This window comes from Pseudomonas sp. Irchel 3H9 (assembly GCF_900187495.1).
GTDB classification, from domain to species: Bacteria; Pseudomonadota; Gammaproteobacteria; order Pseudomonadales; family Pseudomonadaceae; genus Aquipseudomonas; species Aquipseudomonas sivasensis.
Genome location: NZ_FYDK01000005.1, coordinates 259,742 through 277,952, shown reverse-complemented (window position 1 = coordinate 277,952; position 18,211 = coordinate 259,742). Strand labels below are relative to the sequence as shown.

The 18,211-nt window shown below is 58.5% G+C and carries 15 protein-coding genes and 1 pseudogene; 7 read left to right on the top strand and 9 right to left on the bottom strand.

The annotated features are described in order from the left end of the window. Positions 1 to 2: 2 nt before the first annotated feature. The 5 genes from CKW32_RS19980 to CKW32_RS19960 are packed head-to-tail and all read right to left on the bottom strand — an operon-like array spanning position 3 to position 5,325. Positions 3 to 998 carry a MoxR family ATPase gene (locus CKW32_RS19980; RefSeq protein WP_095185772.1) on the bottom strand — a complete coding sequence of 332 codons (996 nt, stop codon included), beginning with the start codon at positions 996 to 998 and terminating at the stop codon, positions 3 to 5. Then, on the bottom strand, positions 995 to 2,152 hold the full coding sequence (locus tag CKW32_RS19975; RefSeq protein WP_095185771.1) for a DUF4350 domain-containing protein: 1,158 nt from the start codon (positions 2,150 to 2,152) through the stop codon (positions 995 to 997). The genes CKW32_RS19980 and CKW32_RS19975 overlap by 4 nt, the downstream gene beginning before the upstream one ends. Further along, positions 2,149 to 3,669, bottom strand: a complete 1,521-nt coding sequence (locus CKW32_RS19970) for a DUF4129 domain-containing protein (protein WP_095185770.1) — start codon at positions 3,667 to 3,669, stop codon at positions 2,149 to 2,151. Before CKW32_RS19970 ends, CKW32_RS19975 begins: the two co-directional genes overlap by 4 nt. Further along, a complete protein-coding gene (locus CKW32_RS19965) occupies positions 3,656 to 4,636 on the bottom strand; it encodes a stage II sporulation protein M (RefSeq protein WP_095185840.1) in 981 nt (326 codons plus the stop codon). Before CKW32_RS19965 ends, CKW32_RS19970 begins: the two co-directional genes overlap by 14 nt. Further along, positions 4,633 to 5,325: an RDD family protein gene (locus CKW32_RS19960; protein ID WP_095185769.1), complete on the bottom strand. Its 693-nt coding sequence runs from the start codon at positions 5,323 to 5,325 to the stop codon at positions 4,633 to 4,635. The genes CKW32_RS19965 and CKW32_RS19960 overlap by 4 nt, the downstream gene beginning before the upstream one ends. A gap of 167 nt (positions 5,326 to 5,492) precedes the next feature. Between CKW32_RS19960 and sbcB the strand changes: the two genes are divergently transcribed. Next, positions 5,493 to 6,920, top strand: a complete 1,428-nt coding sequence (gene sbcB, locus CKW32_RS19955) for an exodeoxyribonuclease I (RefSeq protein WP_095185768.1) — start codon at positions 5,493 to 5,495, stop codon at positions 6,918 to 6,920. Between the two features lie 89 nt (positions 6,921 to 7,009). Here sbcB and mvaT read toward each other — a convergent pair whose 3' ends face one another. Next, positions 7,010 to 7,384: a histone-like nucleoid-structuring protein MvaT gene (gene mvaT, locus CKW32_RS19950; RefSeq protein WP_095185767.1), complete on the bottom strand. Its 375-nt coding sequence runs from the start codon at positions 7,382 to 7,384 to the stop codon at positions 7,010 to 7,012. 350 nt (positions 7,385 to 7,734) lie between these two features. Between mvaT and purU the strand changes: the two genes are divergently transcribed. Further along, positions 7,735 to 8,583 carry a formyltetrahydrofolate deformylase gene (gene purU / locus CKW32_RS19945; RefSeq protein WP_015885632.1) on the top strand — a complete coding sequence of 283 codons (849 nt, stop codon included), beginning with the start codon at positions 7,735 to 7,737 and terminating at the stop codon, positions 8,581 to 8,583. An 86-nt stretch (positions 8,584 to 8,669) separates the two neighbouring features. Then, positions 8,670 to 8,840: a hypothetical protein gene (locus CKW32_RS28335; protein WP_163033193.1), complete on the top strand. Its 171-nt coding sequence runs from the start codon at positions 8,670 to 8,672 to the stop codon at positions 8,838 to 8,840. Between the two features lie 6 nt (positions 8,841 to 8,846). On the opposite strand, the gene CKW32_RS28900 is transcribed toward CKW32_RS28335, so the two are convergent. After that, a complete protein-coding gene (locus CKW32_RS28900; RefSeq protein ID WP_371260758.1) occupies positions 8,847 to 9,611 on the bottom strand; it encodes a methyl-accepting chemotaxis protein in 765 nt (254 codons plus the stop codon). Between the two features lie 93 nt (positions 9,612 to 9,704). Continuing rightward, positions 9,705 to 10,736: pseudogene (locus tag CKW32_RS28895) on the bottom strand (cache domain-containing protein); the annotation flags it as partial. Between the two features lie 190 nt (positions 10,737 to 10,926). Here CKW32_RS28895 and CKW32_RS19935 point away from each other — a divergent pair. Next, positions 10,927 to 12,405 (top strand): helicase HerA-like domain-containing protein, encoded by a 1,479-nt coding sequence (locus tag CKW32_RS19935; RefSeq protein WP_032891084.1) that lies wholly within the window; start codon positions 10,927 to 10,929, stop codon positions 12,403 to 12,405. Positions 12,406 to 12,409: 4 nt separating this feature from the next. On the opposite strand, the gene CKW32_RS19930 is transcribed toward CKW32_RS19935, so the two are convergent. Further along, complete coding sequence (locus CKW32_RS19930) at positions 12,410 to 12,865, bottom strand: DUF721 domain-containing protein (RefSeq protein ID WP_032890886.1); 456 nt, start codon at positions 12,863 to 12,865, stop codon at positions 12,410 to 12,412. A gap of 294 nt (positions 12,866 to 13,159) precedes the next feature. Between CKW32_RS19930 and secA the strand changes: the two genes are divergently transcribed. From secA to CKW32_RS19915, 3 genes are all read left to right on the top strand, one after another. Then, a complete protein-coding gene (secA, locus tag CKW32_RS19925) occupies positions 13,160 to 15,895 on the top strand; it encodes a preprotein translocase subunit SecA (protein WP_032890888.1) in 2,736 nt (911 codons plus the stop codon). Positions 15,896 to 16,018: 123 nt separating this feature from the next. After that, a complete protein-coding gene (gene argJ, locus CKW32_RS19920; protein WP_032890890.1) occupies positions 16,019 to 17,236 on the top strand; it encodes a bifunctional glutamate N-acetyltransferase/amino-acid acetyltransferase ArgJ in 1,218 nt (405 codons plus the stop codon). Between the two features lie 18 nt (positions 17,237 to 17,254). After that, positions 17,255 to 18,199, top strand: a complete 945-nt coding sequence (locus CKW32_RS19915; RefSeq protein ID WP_032890892.1) for a Nudix family hydrolase — start codon at positions 17,255 to 17,257, stop codon at positions 18,197 to 18,199. Positions 18,200 to 18,211 lie beyond the last annotated feature (12 nt).

Genomic DNA, 18,211 nt, shown 5'->3' with positions numbered 1-18,211 from the left:
ATTCATTGCCGGGGAGCTGCAATCTGGTCGAGTAACTGTTTGAGTACCTGGTCGACCTCCAGCCCGTCGATGTCCAGTTCTGCCGCTATACGTACGCGATGACGGAGTACTGCAAGAGCGCAGCTCTTGACGTCATCCGGCGTGACGAACTGGCCCCCGCGCAACAATGCTCGAGCGCGGGCGCCGCGGACCAGTGCGATGGAAGCTCGCGGGCCTGCGCCGATGGCCAGACCTGGCCAACTGCGGGTGGCTCGTGCAAGGCGCACGGCATAGTCGAGTACGTGTTCATCCAGGGCTAGCTCACTGGCGATCTGTTGCAGTTGCAGCACATCTTCGGCCTGTAGCACGGTGCGCAACGGTTGCACATCCAGCATGTCGGCCCGTGAAGAGCGTGTCACTTCGCGCACCATATCCAGTTCCTGCTGCGCGTCGGGATAGTCCATGCGTACCTTGAGCATGAACCGGTCCAGCTCGGCTTCTGGCAGGGGGTAGGTGCCTTCCTGCTCGATAGGGTTCTGGGTGGCCAGCACCATGAAGGGTTGCCCGATGGGCAGCGCTTCACCTTCGAGGGTTACTTGTCGTTCCTGCATGGCTTCGAGCAGGGCGGCCTGGGTCTTGGCCGGGGCGCGGTTGATTTCGTCGGCCAGCAGCAGGTGGGTGAATACCGGTCCCTTGCGCAGCTTGAATTGCTCGGTGTGCAGATCGTACACGGCATGGCCAGTGACATCGCTGGGCATCAGGTCAGGGGTGAACTGGATCCGCGCGAAGTCGCCGTCAAAGCAGCGGGCCAAGGCGCGTACCAGCAAGGTCTTGCCCAGCCCGGGTACACCTTCAAGCAATACGTGGCCGCCGGCGATCAGTGCAGTCAGCACATCATCGATCACCTGATCCTGCCCGATCACCGCCTTGCGCAGTTCCATGCGCAAGGCCTGGGCTTGCTGGCTGGCGTGCTGTAAGGCTTCACCGGACAGGGTGTTAGCGCTGGGAATTTCGCTCATAGGGCATTCCTGAGAGTTTGCAGGCATGCCACCTGCCGGCTGAAATCGGCGCTGGAAAGCCGTTTTGCCGGGAGTGGGCCGAGGGCCTGGCTGATGACGTGAGAGGGTTGGCGCGTAAGGTGTTCCAGTACCCGCCATTGTTCTGAGTTGTCGAGATGTTCGAAGCCTGGATGGCGGCGTCGGGCCGCACGTAGGATGTCGTGCTGCAAAGCCTTCAGTAGCGTGCCTTGGCCGCTGCGGCGCAGCAGGAAGTCGGCGCTGGCTTTCAGGTGTTCGTGCAACTGCCGGCGCGCCTTCGAGGCGGGGGCTTGGATCGGGCCCTGGCGCATACCCGCCTGCCAGAGTACGAGGGTTATCAGCGCAATGAGTGCTACCACCGCCTGGGGGAAATATCGCAACAGCAGGGTGAACAGATCATCCACGTCGCTGTTGAACAACAAAGTCACGGCAGTCCCCTGGTTCAGGTGCCACAGCAGCCAGGCATTGTCGTGTTTGCCGATATCGGGTGTTTTCCACAGTTCGCTGTCGGTGATTACCGTAACGCGGCCTTGCCCGAGGTTAAGTTGCATCAGGTGGCTAGACCTGGCGCTATTGGCTGAAAATTGTGCGATGTGCTTGGGGTCGATGAGGTTGAAGTCAGTGTCGAAGCTGAAGTAGGCCGGAGCGGTGTCATTGTCGACATAGAGCTTGGTCAGGTCTGGCGTTTTGTTTTTACGGGCCGGTGCGGGTTCTTCGGGGTCGTCACTCAGCGTCTGGTGGATATGCAGGCGATCTAGCAACAGGTCGCCGCTCTTGCCGGTCTCTTCATCCCACAGCGCTTCGGCCACTAACAATAGATGTCCGCCGGATTTGGCCCAATCCAGCAGTTGCCCTACCTGGCGTGGCGACATGTTGCTACGTTCGCCCAGTAACAACAGGCTATTGCCGGCGGCGGGCAGGGTGGCCAAGCGTTCGAGGCTATTGGCATGTGCCACGGCCAGGCCTTGCTGGCGCAGAAAATATTCGGCAGCCAGATAGGGGTTGGCAAGGGCTTCCGGGGCGGGGCCGCGGTCCACCACTTTTTCATAGGGGGTCGCTTTGCTCCAGGCGTAAAATCCGCCCGCAGTAAGCAGGCATGCCAGGAGCAATCCTATCCCTAATAAAAAACGGTTCATCGGGCGCCCTCCGAGCTGAACAGGGCACGCCAATCGCTGCATAATTTTTGCTGTGCTGAGGCGGGTGGGAGTTGATGGCCGTAGGCTAGGTTTTGCCAGTGCCGAGTCAACTCTTCACTGAACGCCAGCAGTTGCGGTTGCTGCAGCAGGTAAACGCGTTGCAGCACCTGGCCTTCAGTGTCGGCGTTTTTAAGTGGCAGGTTGAAGTCATGCAACAAGCGGCTCAGAAGACCACGATACAAAAGACCCAGGGCTTCCCGTGGTTGGCTAGGCCAGAGTTGTTCTGCAGTGCTGGCGATATCCGTGGGCAAGGTCTCGGTGCCCAATTCGAGGCCGAAAAGTTGTGCGGGCACTGGCCTGGCTGCTTTGGGGCCGCGTGGTCCGCGCCGGGTGACAAAGGTGCGTAGCCAGTCACGATAGCGCCACACCAACAGGGCCAGGCCGCCGATAAGTACGCTCCACAGCAGCACTTCCAGGCCTTGGGCCACATGCTTGAAAGTATCGCTGTTGAGGTTATCCAAGAGTGTCTGCAGCCACGCCGGAAGTTTGCCGTCACCGTGTGCCTTGTTTTTAACGGCGGGCTTTTCCTCACCAAAGCGATAGCGGGTGACGGTTTCCGGGTTTTTGAACGGGGGCTTTTCCAGCAGCGAATGGATTGACTGGCTTGCGCTTTCAGGGCTCAGCGGTTTGCTTTCATCAGCCATGGCGGGTGGGGTGTATGGCAGTAATGTCAGCCCTAACGCCAGTAATAAAAGTGACGCCACATTGCTCAGGCGCTGGCGTAGGCGGCGGAATACCAGTTCCAGGTCCCAGGCTTCCAGCACGGTGCGACGATTGAGATAAAGGCTGAAGCCACAGGCGACATAGACGGGCTCCCAAAACACCAGAATCAAGGCGTAGAACGCGTTGCCCAGATGCTCCAGCCACACCGCTTCGGAGCCGGTCGCCAGCGCCAACCGCTGCCAATCCCAATCCAGTTCAAGTTGTTGCGGGATGAGTAGATAGAACAGCGCCATGCAGCCAAACCATAGGCCGATTTCCAGGTGCACCCCGACAGTGGTTAACCAGCGAGCGGCGCCGGCGTTGCGCTGCAGCAGTACACCCAGGCGTTGCTGACGCGCCTGGCCGTCCATGCCTTCAAGCTGACTGACCGGCATCACAAAACTGCGGCTGAGGCTGAGTCTGCGCCAGGTCAGGCTGGCCAGCAGTTGGCTGTTAAGCAGTTTTGGCCATTGGCGCACAGCCTGCTTTAGGCTAGGCGCTTCGCCGAACAGGGCTGTGGAGAGGATATATAAAGGTAAGCGGTCGAAAGCCGGTTTCAACCACCAGAACAGGAACATGGCCATGGAGGGGTAATTCCATAGCAGTGCGGTGAGCAACGCAAAAACCGGAAGGGTCACCAGCGCCCAGCTCCCCATCAACAGCAAGCGATGTTCCTGGGCCATTAATACGCCAAGATCCATGGCCTCCCAGGCGGTACGTGGGCGAATCACTACGCTGGCATCACTCAGACGCATGGCGAGCCCTTCCGGCAAAGGTCAGGTAAGCGCCCACCAACAGCCACAGTGCAGCGCCCACCAGGTATTTGATCCAAGGGGCTACCTGGGTGGTGGAAGACCAGTAGGCTTCGATAAAGGCTGCGATCAGTAGAAACACCATGACGCCGCACAGGAGTTGCACGCTCTTGCGAGCGGCAAGTCGCAAGGATTCGCTTCGTGTCAGTTGCCCAGGTGCAATCAGCGCCCAGCCCAGTTGCAAGCCTGCGGCGCCAGCGAGGGCGATAGCCGTCAACTCAAAGGCACCATGGCCGATGACAAATGACCAGAAGGTCTGCCCATAGCCGATTTCAGTCAGGTGCCCGGAAATCGCGCCGATGATCAGCCCGTTGAATATCAGGAAAAACACACTGCCCAGGCCGAACAGCAACCCGGCGGCGAATGTCTGGAAGGCGATGCCGATGTTGTGCATCACGTAGTAGCCAAACATCATCCAGTCTTCGCTCGATGCTCGCTCGGCGGCTCGACCCAAGCGGCTGGCATCGGGGTCATACATGCCCTGCATCTCCGCCACTTGCTGGGGGCTGACAATGCTGTAGATCAGGTCGGGAAACAGATAGACCAGCAAGGCAATGCTCAGCAGGCTGCCAAAGAACAGCAGGCTGGCGATCAACACGAAGCGCCACTGTTCCCGCACCTGTCGCGGAAAGTCGGCCAGCAAAAAGCTCAGCACATTCGCCGCCAATTGGCTGCGGTGGCGATAGAGTTGTTGATGTCCGCGCAACGCCAGTTGTTGCAGCGGGTCCACCAGGTAACTGCTGTAACCGCGCTCCTGGGCCAGGGCCAGGTGCTGGCATAGACGCCGGTATTGGTGAGGGAAATCGGCCATGTCACCGGCCTTGGCCTTGCCTTGTTCCAACTGTTTCAGTTGTTCGGCAAAGGCTTGCCATTGCGGTTGGTAACGGCTTTCGAAGAGGCTCTGTTTCATGCTGGCCCCAACAGGCCACGGGCCAAGCCATTGAGTTGCTCCACGGCTCGGGCCGGGGAGACTTGAAGTGGCGTTGCGAGGATGGAAGCGAGTTCGTGTACCCGCTCGGCGGAGAGTTCGCCTTGGCGTTCCGCGAAACCCAGGATCGCCCGCTGTTCACTCAGGTCCAGGGCAAACGGCAAGCGCAGTGCTACAGCTTGAGGCACCTGGGGGCGTTTCAGGGGCTGTTCTCGGTAGATCACCAGGGTGCCGGCGGCCAGGTCACCAAGGCGTTTGAAGTGAGGGTGTTGCAGGCAACTGATCGCGCCAAGAAAGTAGCCGAACGGCAGCATGTCGACAAACCGCAGCAGGTTGCGGATCAGCGAGGCTGACCAACTGATGGGCGTGCCGTCGTCCTGCACGACCCGCAAGCCCATAACCTGTTTACCCGGTGAGCAGCCCTGATTGAGCACCTCGAACAGCACCATGTACCACCAACTGACCAGGAACAGCAGCAGCGAGCCCAGGCCGATACCAATATTGCCGAGCAGGGCCAGTGGCACCAGAAGTACGCCCACTATCACTGCGCGGGCGACGAGGTCGAAGGCAAATGCCAGCGCCCGTGGCACCAAGCCGGCGGGGCGCAGTGGCAGGTCGATTCCTTCTGGGGTCTCGATCTGGTAGCGGGTATCCAATGGGATTGATGGCATCGCGATCCTTGGCAGTGCAGAGCGGCTGGGTGGCACGGATGCTAACAGCGTCGGCGATGGAAGCAACTATTCAAGGTTTTGCTGGATGTTTGTACAGGTTATTTGGTGCTGGCCCCGAACAGGGCTCAACGCCTAGACTTTGTGGATCTTCAGCACAGGAATAGCCCGTGACCTCCATTTTCTGGTACGACTACGAAACCACCGGCATCAACCCGCGTAGCGATCGACCGCTCCAGGTAGCTGGCATTCGTACGGATCTCGAACTGAACGAGGTCGGCCCACCTGTCAACATTTACTGCCAGCCCAGCGACGATATCCTGCCCCATCCCGCCGCCTGTGCCATTACCGGGATCACCCCTGCCATTCTGGCCGAAAAGGGCCTGGCGGAGGCTGATTTCATGACTCGCGTACATGCCGAACTGGCGGCTCCGGGGACGTGCGGTGCCGGCTATAACACGTTGCGGTTTGACGATGAAATGACGCGCTACAGCCTGTATCGCAATTTTTTCGACCCTTACGCGCGCGAATGGCAGGGCGGTAATAGTCGTTGGGACTTGATCGACGTGGTTCGCACCGCTTATGCCCTGCGCCCGGAAGGTATCGAGTGGCCGCAGCAGGACGGGCGCGTGACCCTCAAGCTTGAGCGTCTGACTGCCGCCAATGGTATCGACCATGGTCAGGCCCACGATGCGTTATCCGACGTGCGCGCCACAATCGCCCTGGCTCGATTGGTGCGCGAGAAACAGCCCAAGCTTTATGATTGGCTGTTTCAACTACGCAGCAAACAACGGGTAATGGACCAAGTGCGATTGCTGCAACCGATGGTGCATATCTCCGGGCGGTTTTCCGCCGAACGTCATTACCTGGGCATTGTGCTGCCCCTGGCCTGGCACCCGCGCAACCGCAACGCGCTGATTGTCTGCGACCTTGGGCTCGATCCTCAGGGGCTGCTGGATATGGATGCCGACATTTTGCGTCGACGCTTGTACACCCGCCGTGATGAGCTCGCAGAAGGTGAGTTGCCGGTACCGCTCAAACTGGTGCATATCAACCGCTGCCCCGTGGTTGCGCCCTTGAACGTACTGCGGGTCGAAGATCGTGAACGCCTGCAATTGGACATGAATGTTTTCCAGTCACGGGCTCTGCGGCTAACTGACGCACAGGAACTTTGGCTCGATAAATTGGCAGTTATTTACGGCGAGGAAGATTTTGCACCGAGTGTCGATCCCGAACAGCAGCTTTACGAGGGTTTTATCGGGGATCGTGATCGACGGTTATGTGAGCAAATTCGCGCGGCTGAACCTGCGCAATTAGCTCGTCAGCAGTGGCCTTTTGATGATCACCGTCTGCCTGAATTATTGTTTCGCTACCGGGCGCGTAACTTCCCCGATACGTTGAACAGCGAAGAGCTACAACGCTGGAAATTTTTCTGTCAGCAACGTTTGTCAAATTCCGAATTTGGCGCACCGAATACCCTTGAGGCATTTAATCAAGCGCGACTGGAGTTGATGGTTAGTGCGACGCCGTTTCAGCAGCAGGTGCTGGAGCAATGGCAGGAATATGCCGACTCTTTAGCTGCTCGTATGGACCTGTGATAGAGGTTTGTAAAAAATACGATCAATAAAAAACGCCAGCATGCTGGCGTTTTTAATGGGTCGCGCATCAGGCGCAGACCTGGTGAAGCTTAGCCCAGCAGGGTAGCCCAACCTTCAACCACGTCACCGCCCCACTTGGCTTTCCACTCTTTTAGAGTTTTGTGGTTGCCACCTTTGGTTTCAATCACTTCGCCGTTGTGCGGGTTTTTGTATTGTTTGACTTTGCGAGCACGTTTGGTGCCGGTAGTTTTCACAGAGCCACGTGGAGCTTTAACTTTCGACTCTGGGTCCAGCAGCGCGATGATGTCACGCAGGGATTTGGAGTACTCACCCATGAGGGTGCGCAGTTTGCCTTCGAATTCCAGCTCGGTTTTCAGTTTGTCGTCTTGGGACAGGTTCTTCAAACGAGCTTGCAGCTCTTTGATAGCTTCTTCGGTGGCGCGGTATTCGTTGATCAGAGACATGTGGACTACCTTATGTAGAACGCTGATTGACAGGGATAGTGGCCTAATAATAGTCAGGCGATTTGCTCAAGTAAACATTTAAGACTGCATTTAGGTGAATTACTTTGAATGTTTGTGAATGCGCTATGCAATCGAGTTAATTAAGTAGGTGATGCACCTGAAGATAATGCCGTTAATTTTTTGTATAACTGCGTCAGCCTGCGCTGTTCGTTCATATAGGGGTGGTAAAACCATACGCTATTAAGGGATGTGCCTCGGGGGCGGATCAGAATAAGGCTCATTGAATACTGCAGTTTTTCTGCACAATCGCTAGAATGGCGGCCTTTGCGAAGTTCTGGAGTTTCCCCCTAATGCGCACTTTTCGGCTGGTGATTGCTTGCCCGGACCGGGTCGGCATCGTTGCCAAGGTCAGTAATTTTCTGGCCTCCCATAACGGCTGGATTACTGAGGCGAGCCATCACTCGGACAATCTCAGCGGTTGGTTCTTCATGCGTCACGAAATTCGTGCCGACACACTGCCCTTTGGCCTGGAGGCTTTTCGCGAGGCATTTGCGCCAATCGCTGAAGAGTTCTCGATGACTTGGCATATCACCGACACCGAGCAGAAGAAGCGCGTGGTGTTGATGGCAAGCCGCGAATCTCACTGCCTGGCCGACTTGCTGCACCGCTGGCACAGTGACGAACTGGACTGCGAGATCGCGTGCGTAATCTCAAACCATGACGACCTGCGCAGCATGGTCGAGTGGCATGGCATCCCTTACTACCATGTGCCGGTCAACCCTCAGGACAAGGAGCCTGCATTCGCCGAGGTTTCTCGCCTGGTGAAGCAGCATGAGGCTGACGTGGTGGTGCTGGCGCGCTACATGCAGATCCTGCCGCCGGAACTGTGCCGCGAATACGCCGGCAAGGTGATCAACATTCACCATAGCTTCCTGCCGTCGTTTGTGGGGGCCAAGCCTTACCATCAGGCGTCTCTGCGTGGCGTGAAGTTGATCGGTGCAACTTGCCATTACGTCACCGAAGAGCTGGATGCCGGCCCGATCATCGAGCAGGACGTAGTGCGTGTCAGCCATAGCGACAGCATCGAGGACATGGTGCGCTTCGGTCGCGATGTCGAGAAGATGGTGCTGGCCCGTGGCCTGCGTTACCACCTGGAAGACCGCGTGCTGGTGCACGGCAACAAGACCGTCGTGTTCTGATCAAGCCGTTTTGATTGAAGAAAAAAGGGCCTGGGCGTTAAATCGTTGCAGGCCCTTTTTCTTTGTCTGTCGTTGAGGATTGATCGATGAGTGACCCACTGGAAAAAGCCACCTCCAAAGCACCGTCGACACTAGGTGAGGGGTGCTTGAGCCGTTACGACCCGGAAGATCTGGACAGTGAGGACGGCACCGAATTTCCCGGTGCCGCCGAGTTATGGGAACGCGAGCAGGCTAAGTCAGATCCCGCTGCAAAATAAAGCGAATCAGATCCGGAAGCTGCCCACCAATTGTTTCAACCGCGCCGCTTGCTGTTCCAGGTCGGAGCACGCGCGCAGGGTCGATTGCAGGTTTTCCACGCCTTCCTGATTGAGGGTGTTGATTTCAGTGATGTCCATGTTGATCGACTCCACGACCGAGGTCTGCTCCTCAGTGGCAGTCGCCACCGACTGGTTCATGCCGTCGATTTCCCCAATACGTTGGGTGACGCTGTTAAGACGCTCACCGGCCAGGTTAGCGATTTCCACGCTGTCATGACTGTGTCGCTGGCTTTCGCTCATGGTGCTGACCGACTCCCGGGCGCCGACTTGAAGTTCCTCAATCATCTTTTGTACTTGTTGCGCCGATTCCTGGGTGCGGTGTGCCAGGTTGCGCACTTCGTCGGCGACGACTGCAAACCCGCGTCCTGCTTCACCGGCACGTGCCGCTTCAATCGCAGCGTTCAGCGCCAGCAGGTTGGTTTGCTGGGAAATGCTGGTGATCACTTCGAGAATCTGGCCGATGTTCACTGTCTTGCTGTTAAGCGCTTCTATATTGCTGCTGGAGGCGCTGATCATCGCGGACAGCTCAGTCATCGCCTTGATATTGCGCTCAACCACCTGTTGACCGTCTTCGGCCAAATGCCGCGCATCGCTGGCCTGGTTGGAGGCTTGCGCGGCATTACGCGCGATTTCCTGAGCTGCGGCGCCCAGTTCATTGATGGCAGCAGCCACGCTGTTGGTGCGGTTGGCCTGTTCGTCGGAGTTGACCATCGACGAGTTGGATGCGCTGACAACCCGCAGTGCTACTTCATTCACCTGCTCGGTGGCCGAGGACACTTCGCGGATGGACGTGTGAATACGCTCCACGAAGCTGTTGAACGCATTACCCAGGATGCCGAACTCATCGTGGTTCTGGATGGTCAGGCGACGCGTCAGGTCACCTTCGCCGTCGGCGATGTCCTGCATGGCGCGGGTCATCACATGCAGCGGTTGCAGCAGGACGCGAATCAGCATGCCCAGCAGGGCAATGATGATCACTACGGCAATGATCGTGGCGATCACCGCTGAGGTGCGAAATTCGCTGAGCATGGCGAAGGATTTGTCTTTATCCACCGAAATACCCAGGTACCAGTTCACCGACGGCAGGCCTTTGATCGGTGTGAAGGTCACGATGTTGTCCTTGCCATTGGCTTGAACTTCACTGAAGTCGCCGCTGATCTTCGGCGTGCTTTTTGGATACATGTCGGCCAGGGTTTTCATCACCAGGCTTTTGTCCGGGTGTACCAGCACTTTGCCGTCGGCGCTGACCAGGAACGCGTAGCCCATGCCACCGAAGTTCAGCGCGCCAATGTTATCCACCAGGGTTTGCAGGCTCAGGTCGCCGCCCACCACGCCAATGCTCTGGCCGCCTTTGGCGCTGGGGGTGGCGATGGAAATGATCAATTGACCTGTAGCGGCGTCGATATACGGCTCGGTCAGGGTCGAGCCGTTGCTGCTCTGGGCGCCCTTGTACCAGGGGCGAACACGTGGGTCGAAGCCATCCGGCATCTTGGTGTCGGGGCGAATGGTGAAGGCCCCTTTGCTGTCACCAACGTAGGTTGCCATGAAGGACGACGTCAGGGTTTTCTGTTCCAGCAGGCTGGCAACGGTCGAAGGCTCAGGGTTGATAGCGATGTTTTGTGCAGCGTTTTCCACCAGCGCAATACGCCCGGTGAGCCAGGTTTGAATGTTGCTTGCGGTGACATCGCCCATTTCGTGCAGGTAGCTGTTGAGGTCTTCACGAATGGCGTTACGTTGCAGGTAGTCGTTGTAGAGGGTGAATAGAGCGAAGGCCGCGATGACGATAAGGGAGGCTGCAAGCAGGATCTTGTGGCTGAAACGCAGATTTTTATTCATAGCTTGAAGGGTCCGCTAAGGTCTTAATATCCAAAGCGCGTCCTTGTGGAACACGCGGAAGGGTAGCGTAAAAAAAGTTTGATATTTCCGTTGGTCCCTGTAGGAGATATCTGAGCGATTTTTAGACTTTATGGGTCTCACATCTCTCTTATCGACCTGGCGGCACTAAAGATTAACCATGGGTGACGAAATGCCTGACTCCACACAACTTCTTATCGGTGCCGGTCTTGATGGCCAGCCAATTGCCCAGGCCATGCGCCTTGCCAACCGCCACGGGTTGATCGCAGGCGCCACGGGCACAGGCAAGACCGTCACGTTGCAGCGCTTGGCCGAAGCCTTCAGTGATGCGGGCGTCGCGGTATTTGCGGCTGATATCAAAGGCGACCTCTGTGGCCTGGGTGCCGCCGCCAACCCTCAGGGCAAGGTGGCCGAGCGCATTGCCGGGATGCCTTTCCTTAATTACACGGCCAAGGCTTACCCCGTCACGCTGTGGGATATCCATGGGCAGTCCGGTCATCCGTTGCGCACCACCATCAGTGAGATGGGGCCGTTGTTGCTTGGCAGTTTGTTGGAGCTGACTGACAGCCAGCAGTCGGCCCTTTATGCCGCATTCAAGGTGGCGGATCGCGAAGGCCTATTGCTGCTGGATCTCAAGGATCTCAAGGCACTTCTCAATCACCTTCGCTACCACCCGGAACTGCTTGGCGAAGACGCGGCGCTGATGACCACAGGCTCCAGTCAGGCGCTGTTGCGGCGCTTGGCTGTCTTGGAACAGCAGGGTGCCGAGGCGTTGTTTGGTGAGCCGGCCTTGCAGCTTGAAGACATCTTGCAGCCCACAGGCGATGGGCGCGGACGTATTCACTTGTTGGACGCTAGCCGCCTGGTGCATGAAGCGCCGAAGGTGTATGCGACCTTCCTGTTGTGGCTGTTGGCAGAATTGTTCGAACAACTTCCGGAGCGCGGTGATGCGGACAAACCGCTGCTGGCGCTGTTCTTCGACGAAGCGCATCTCTTGTTTGCCGACACTCCCAAGGCTTTGCAAGATCGCTTGGAGCAAGTGGTGCGGCTGATTCGTTCCAAGGGGGTGGGGGTGTATTTCGTCACTCAATCGCCGGGCGACTTGCCGGATACCGTGCTGGCGCAACTCGGTTTACGGGTGCAGCACGGCCTGCGGGCGTTCACCACGAAAGAGCAGAAATCCTTGCGGGCGGTAGCGGACGGCTTCCGCCCCAACCCGACATTCGATGCGTTATCGGTTTTGACTGAGCTGGGCACCGGTGAGGCATTGGTGGGTACGCTGCAGGAAAAAGGCACGCCGGAGGTCGTTCAGCGCGTATTGGTCGCGCCGCCGCAATCGCGCATCGGGCCGCTCAGTGCGGCAGAGCGTGCCGCATTGGTGGCCACTTCACCGTTGCAGGGTCGCTATGACAAGCCGATTGATCGGGAGTCCGCCTATGAAGTGTTGATGGCGCGCAAGGAGCTGGGGCCTAACGAAGAGCCCCGGCAGGGCGCCGAGGAGCCCAGCTTCACAGACAAAGCTGGGGCGTTCCTTGGAACAACCGCAGGCAAGGCGCTGAAGTCAGCGATGCAGCAGGCGGCCAACCAGATGGGGCGTCAATTGGTGCGTGGTTTGTTGGGGTCTTTGCTGGGCGGCAGTAAGCGCAAGTAGTGCCTCAGGCCTTGGGCTTGCCATGGGCGGCCAAGCGCTCAAGCGCGGCGCGCAAGCCTGGATCGTTGATGCCGTCGGCCGTGGCCTGAATCGTCTCGGCCGCATGCTCCGACAGGTCCAGAGTGTGTCCGACTGCGCCTTGCTGCACGGTCGGTGGCTGTACCTTGAACTGGATACGCGTCAAGCTGGCGAACTCATCGAATGCCATCAATTGACGCTGCAGGCGTTTTTGCTGATAGCGCAAACGGGTCGCCCAATGACCGTCGGTGACAATCAATAGCAAATTACCTTCACGCCACGACGCCACGTGGCAATGCTCGCGGGCGGCGGGTTGTAGTTGGCTTTCGAGCAGGCGTTGCAAATGGCCCAAGCGTTGCGCGTGGCCAAAGATGGCTTTCAGCGGCTTGGCTTCGCGAAGCAACACGCTGGGCGCGCGGGCTGTAAGAGGGCGAAATGCCATGATTGGACACCTTAAGTAACAGAGCGGCCATCTTAGCAGAATGCGTCTGCGCGGCCCCTGACAATGCATTGCCGGGCGGTTTCCCAGGAAATCAATCGGCTCCATGGGTTGAAGTTCGCGCAAAAGCCCTTATTTTAAACAAGCCCTCTCACAGCACCATGCCAGCATCGGGGAACAACGCCACTTTCCTCACCCACGATTCCGGGTAGAATGCGCGTTCGCATGCGGCCGTGAGGGCTGCTCGGGCCACTCACGGTGCGCCCTCCATCCCTATGTGTGGAAGAACCTGCCGATATGTTTGCGCCTTTGTTAAAGAAACTTTTTGGAAGCAAGAATGAGCGCGAAGTCAAACGCATGCTCAAGACGGTGCAGCTGGTCAATGCCTTCGAAGAGCAGATGGTTGCCCTGTCGGACGAGCAATTGCGCGCCAAGACCCAAGAGTTCAAGGCCCGCATAGCCAAAGGTGAAACCCTCGACAAGCTGCTTCCCGAAGCCTTTGCGGTTGCCCGTGAAGCCGGTAAGCGTGTCATGGGCATGCGCCACTTCGACGTCCAGTTGATCGGCGGCATGACCTTGCATGAAGGCATGATTGCCGAAATGCGTACCGGTGAAGGCAAGACCCTGGTAGCTACTCTGGGTGTTTACCTCAACGCACTGTCCGGCAAGGGCGTGCACGTTGTGACGGTGAACGACTACCTGGCTCGCCGGGACGCCAACTGGATGCGCCCGCTGTATGAATATCTCGGCCTGACCGTCGGCGTAGTAACGCCGTTCCAGCCGCCGGAAGAGAAGCGCGCTGCTTACGCGTGCGACATTACCTACGGCACCAACAACGAATTCGGTTTCGACTACCTGCGCGACAACATGGCGTTCAGCATGGATGAAAAATTCCAGCGTGAACTCAACTTTGCCGTGATCGACGAAGTCGACTCCATTCTCATCGACGAAGCCCGTACCCCACTGATCATCTCCGGCCAGGCCGAAGACAGCTCGCGCCTGTACACCGAGATCAACAAGTTGATCCCGCGTCTGGAGCAGCACATCGAAGAAGTGGAAGGCGTTGTGACCAAAGAAGGTCACTTCTCCATCGACGAGAAGACCCGCCAGGTCGAACTCAACGAAGCCGGTCACCAGTTCGTCGAAGACATGCTGACCCAGATCGGCCTGCTGGCTGAGGGCGAGAGCCTGTACTCGGCGCACAACCTGGGCCTGTTGACCCACGTGTATGCGGGCCTGCGCGCCCACAAGCTGTTCCATCGCAACGTCGAATACATCGTGCAAGATGGCCAAGTGGTATTGGTTGACGAGCACACCGGCCGTACCATGCCGGGTCGTCGTCTGTCCGAAGGCCTGCACCAGGCCATCGAAGCCAAGGAAATGCTCAACATTCAGGCCGAAAGCCAGACGTTGGCTTCCACCACCTTCCAGAACTACTTCCGTCTGTATAACAAACTGTCCGGCATGACCGGTACTGCGGACACCGAAGCGTTCGAATTCCACCAGATCTACAACCTGGCTGTGATGGTGATCCCACCGAACAAGCCGCTGGCGCGTAAAGATTTCAATGACCTGGTGTTCCTGACCGCCGAAGAGAAGTACGCGGCGATCATCAACGACATCAAGGACGGCATGGCCCAGGGCCGCCCGATTCTGGTGGGTACCGCCACCATCGAGACTTCCGAGCACGTGTCTAACCTGCTCAACAAGGAAGGTATCGAGCACAAGGTTCTTAACGCCAAGTTCCACGAAAAAGAAGCTGAGATCATTGCCCAGGCCGGTCGCCCAGGCGCATTGACCATCGCCACCAACATGGCCGGTCGTGGTACTGACATCCTGTTGGGCGGTAACTGGGAAGTGGAAGTCGCCTCCCTGGACAACCCTACCCCTGAGCAGATCGCCCAGATCAAGGCTGACTGGCAGAAACGCCACCAGGCTGTGCTCGAATCCGGTGGTTTGCAGGTGATCGCGTCCGAGCGTCACGAATCGCGCCGTATCGACAACCAACTGCGTGGTCGTGCCGGCCGTCAGGGTGACGCCGGTTCCAGCCGCTTCTACCTGTCTCTGGAAGACAGCCTGATGCGCATCTTCGCCTCGGATCGGGTGAAGAACTTCATGAAAGCCTTGGGTATGCAGTCCGGTGAAGCGATCGAGCACCGTATGGTGACCAACGCCATCGAGAAGGCCCAGCGCAAGGTTGAAGGCCGTAACTTCGATATTCGTAAGCAACTGCTTGAGTTCGACGACGTCAACAACGAACAGCGTAAAGTGATTTATCACATGCGTAACACGTTGCTGGCCGCTGACAACATTGGCGAGACCATCGCCGATTTCCGTCAGGACGTGCTCAACGCGACCGTCAGTGCACACATCCCGCCACAGTCCCTGCCAGAGCAGTGGGATGTTGCTGGTCTGGAAGCCGCGTTGAAGAGCGACTTCGGTGTCGACTTGCCTGTCCAGCAATGGCTCGACGAAGACGATCACCTGTACGAAGAGACGCTGCGCGAGAAGCTGATGGCCGAGCTGCTGGCCGCGTACAACGAGAAAGAAGAGCAGGCGAGTGCCGAAGCACTGCGCACCTTCGAGAAACAAATCGTACTGCGCGTGCTGGACGACCTGTGGAAAGACCACCTGTCGACCATGGACCACCTGCGTCACGGCATCCACCTGCGTGGTTACGCCCAGAAGAACCCGAAGCAAGAGTACAAGCGCGAGTCTTTCACGCTGTTCTCCGAGTTGCTGGATTCGATCAAGCGCGATTCGATTCGCGTGCTGTCCCACGTTCAGGTGCGCCGCGAAGACCCGATCGAGGAAGAAGCTCGCCTGCGTCAGGAGGCCGAGGCACTGGCTGCGCGCATGCAGTTCCAGCACGACGAAGCGCCGGGTCTGGAAGCGCCTGAGGTGTTGGGCGAAGAGGTCGATGTGGCCTTGGCTCAGGCGCCGGTTCGCAATGACCAGAAGCTGGGCCGCAACGAACTGTGCTACTGCGGTTCGGGCAAGAAATTCAAACACTGCCACGGCCAGATCGAATAAGATTTTCGCCTGACGCTGCAATACCTAGCGCCGCGACCGGCCTCTGCCGTCGCGGCGTTTTGCCATTAATTTCACCGTCGATCACGACGGCACAGACATCATTTATCTTTAAGGAGCGCGTTCATGGCTGTTGGTCTTGGTCCTTTGCCCACATTGCACCCGGTTGCCGGTTTTGAGCTCGGTATCGCGTCGGCCGGCATCAAGCGCCCGGGGCGCAAGGATGTGGTGGTGATGCGCTGTGCCGAAGGTTCGACCGTCGCCGGCGTTTTCACCCTCAACGCCTTCTGTGCCGCTCCGGTGATCCTGGCCAAGCAGCGCGTTGCCGGCTCCATCCGCTACCTGCTGACTAACACTGGCAATGCCAACGCAGGCACCGGTGAGCCTGGTCTGGTCGCAGCTGCGCGTACCTGCGCCAAGCTGGCCCAGTTGACTGGCGTGGATGCCAGCCAAGTGTTGCCTTACTCCACCGGTGTCATCGGCGAGCCGCTGCCGGTTGAGAAAATCGAAGGCGCCTTGCAGGCCGCGTTGGACGACCTGTCTGTGGATAACTGGGCGGCCGCCGCCACTGGCATCATGACCACGGACACTTTGCCGAAAGGCGCGAGCCGTCAGTTCGTGCACGACGGCGTGACCGTCACCGTGACCGGTATCAGTAAAGGCGCGGGCATGATCCGCCCGAACATGGCAACCATGCTCGGCTACATTGCTACCGACGCCAAAGTTTCCCGCGACGTGCTGCACAGCCTGATCCTCGACGGCGCCAACAAGTCGTTCAACCGCATTACCATCGATGGCGATACCTCGACCAACGATTGCTGCATGCTGATCGCTACCGGCAAAGCTGATCTGCCGGAAATTACCGAGGCCAGCGGCCCGCTGTTCGCGGCATTGAAGCAGGCTGTGTTCGAAGTGTGCATGGACGTGGCTCAGGCCATCGTGCGTGACGGCGAAGGTGCCACCAAGTTCGTGACGGTTGAAGTCAACGGCGGCGGCAATCACCAGGAATGCCTGGATGTCGGCTACACCGTGGCCCACTCGCCGCTGATCAAGACGGCACTGTTCGCCTCCGACCCCAACTGGGGCCGCATCCTCGCCGCCGTTGGCCGTGCTGGTGTGCCGGATCTGGACGTGAGCAAGATCGACGTGTTCCTCGGTGACGTGTGCATCGCCAGCCGTGGCGCCCGTGCCGAGAGCTATACCGAAGCACAGGGCTCGGCGGTGATGCAGCAGGAAGAAATCACCATCCGCATCGAGTTGGGCCGCGGCGATTGCAGCGAAACCATCTGGACCACCGACCTGTCCCACGAGTACGTGAAGATCAACGCGGAATACCGTACCTGATAGAAGAGGATAACCGCGGTGAAACGAGTGCATGTAGCAGCAGCGGTGATCCGCGGTGTCGACGGCAGGATCCTGCTGGCGCGCCGCGCGGATACCCAGCATCAGGGCGGTCTCTGGGAGTTTCCCGGTGGCAAGGTGGAGGCCGGTGAGTCGGTCGCCACGGCCCTGTCCCGTGAATTACAGGAAGAACTGGGTATCCAGGTCGCCACGGCTCGGCCGTTGATCAAGGTGCAGCATGACTACCCGGACAAGCAGGTCTTGCTGGATGTCTGGGAAGTCTCGGCTTTTACCGGCGAGCCCCACGGTGTCGAAGGGCAACCCCTGGAATGGGTGGCGCCTCGGGATTTGCTCAACTACGAGTTCCCGGCCGCTAACGCTCCAATCGTTGCCGCCGCGCGCTTGCCTGCCGATTACCTGATCACCCCCGGCGAACTCGAAACCCCGACGCTGTTACGCGGGATTCAGAAGGCTGTCGCGGGCGGCATCAAGCTGGTCCAACTGCGTGCGCCGAACGGTTACGACCCCAAATACCGCGACCTCGCGGTAGATGCGGTGGGTCTGTGCGCTGGCAAGGCGCAGTTGATGCTTAAAGGACCGTTTGAATGGCTGGGGGATTTTCCTGCCGCCGGCTGGCACATGACCTCGGCGCAACTGCGCAAATACGCGAGCAAGGGCCGGCCGCTGCCGAAAGACCGTTGGTTGGCTGCTTCCTGCCACAACGCTGAAGAACTGGCGCTGGCAGAAATGATGGACGTGGATTTTGTCACGCTGTCGCCGGTGCAGCCGACCCAGACCCACCCTGATGCCCAGCCTTTGGGTTGGGAGCAGGCGGCAGAGTTGATCCGTGGGTTCAGCAAACCGGTGTTTCTGTTGGGCGGGGTTGGACCTGCTGATCGGGAGCAGGCTTGGGAAGCTGGGGCTCAGGGTGTGGCGGGTATCAGGGCGTTCTGGCCACAAGTTTGAAGCTGCTCTGGC